This window comes from Candidatus Erwinia dacicola (assembly GCF_001756855.1).
Taxonomy (GTDB): domain Bacteria; phylum Pseudomonadota; class Gammaproteobacteria; order Enterobacterales; family Enterobacteriaceae; genus Erwinia; species Erwinia dacicola.
This window is the reverse complement of sequence record NZ_MAYS01000391.1, coordinates 1-1,546: the sequence shown is the minus strand read 5'-3', so window position 1 is coordinate 1,546 and position 1,546 is coordinate 1. Positions and strand designations below refer to the sequence as shown.

2 protein-coding genes are annotated in these 1,546 nt (G+C 43.7%); both read right to left on the bottom strand.

The window, feature by feature from the left end; all coding sequences use genetic code 11:
* Positions 1-355, bottom strand: a 355-nt coding sequence (locus BBW68_RS10940) for a DDE-type integrase/transposase/recombinase (protein WP_148127639.1), incomplete at its 3' end; no start/stop codon positions are given.
* 119 nt (positions 356-474) lie between these two features.
* Complete coding sequence (locus BBW68_RS10935) at positions 475-879, bottom strand: H-NS family histone-like protein (RefSeq protein WP_070135391.1); 405 nt, start codon at positions 877-879, stop codon at positions 475-477.
* Between the last annotated feature and the right edge of the window lie 667 nt (positions 880-1,546).

Sequence of the window (1,546 nt, the reverse complement as noted above, 5' to 3'; positions counted from 1 at the left end):
GGTGATGCACATGCTGCGGACATTTACCTTCCCGCTTCAGCAATGCCAGCGCCCGCCCATACGTCGGGGCTTTATCTGTGTTGATCAACCGTGGAATTTGCAGGCGCTTCGTATTATTCAGAAGTTTACCCATAAAGCGATAGGCGGCTTTGGTGTGACGACGTGAAGACAGGTAAAAGTCAATGGTGCAGCCCCTGCTGTCGACGGCGCGGTACAGATAAGCCCAGCGTCCGTTGACCTTCACGTAGGTTTCATCGAGATGCCATGAGCCAAAACCGGAAGGTTGACGCCAGTACCAGCGGACGGCCCACAGGATAATATGACGCTCAAAATGTCGACCTTTAAATGGGTTCATGTGCTGCTCCTTCAACTAAACAGTGGCATCAGTTTACCATCGCCAGATCTTTGCAACAGTGCCATTTAAATTACAGGCTGATTGCATCAGCCGCACGGTGGCATGCGGCCAGCTAGCATTTACTTGATCAGGAAATCTTCAAGTTTCTTGCCAGCATCCAGCGCCTGCTTAATAACTGCAGGGGTTCGGCCTTGGCCGGTCCAAGATTTTGCTTCGCCGTTCTCATCAGTATATTGATACTTAGCAGGACGCGGAGCACGTTTGACACGTGTTTTGCCAGCGATATTATCAGCTGCAGTCAGTTCGCATAAATCGATACCGTCTTCCAGAAGCATCTGGCGATATTTAGCCAGTTTCTCTTCTTTTTCTTTAATTTCAGAAGCGATGGCCGCATCTGCTTCACGACGTTCGTTCACTACTGCTTCGAGTTTTTCCAGCATCTCTTCCAGTTCAGATAAAGACACTTCACGAGCCTGAGCACGAAGGGTGCGAATGTTATTTAATACTTTCAGTGTTTCGCTCATAATGGAATCCTTAACCTGTAAGTTAGTTTAAATTTTGTATCACTATTGTAACGGATACCAGTGTACAGATAATTTGAGGACTAAAAAACATTAAATTAGAAAATATTTCTTTAAATGTTACCTAGATACCGTTTCTCTTAAGCAGAAAACAAGGGGGCCATAGGTATATTTACAACTCATGGGATAAATCTTAACAGTTTTTAAGGTTAAAAGAGCTAGCTGAAAAGTTCTTAGCATATTTATCACTTCTTTTAAGGCTATGCCATTACAAGATTAGCCTTGTGAAATCAGGTTTTTTAGACTATCCCCTTTAAATGCCTACGGCATGCATTGAAAAGATAAGTGGATTAAGTGACGCTGTCACTTGAATAAACTCATCCCTGCGGATACCGTTCGAACTTTTATCCTTAGACAGGTCCCGTTGATTAGTGAAACTTTAAAGAATAACAAAGAGAAACGTAGCCTGACTGCTGTGCAGCTGGTTTTTGAAGTGCAGCGTCGCCTGTTTCACTCGTTATTATCACTGAATATCAGCCTAAAAATTGTAGATGGTGATGTGGTTCACAGGATTCTTAGGGCCTAATCGAGGCTTTGTTGAATAAATAGAGATTATGCTGCGCCCGCATAAAAACAGCGAGCATCCATAACATAAAATCAGTAGGTTACA

Excerpts from the sequence above, each read along its gene's own strand:
- BBW68_RS10935 (WP_070135391.1), bottom strand. The coding sequence starts at position 879 with ATGAGCGAAACACTGAAAGTATTAAATAACATTCGCACCCTTCGTGCT.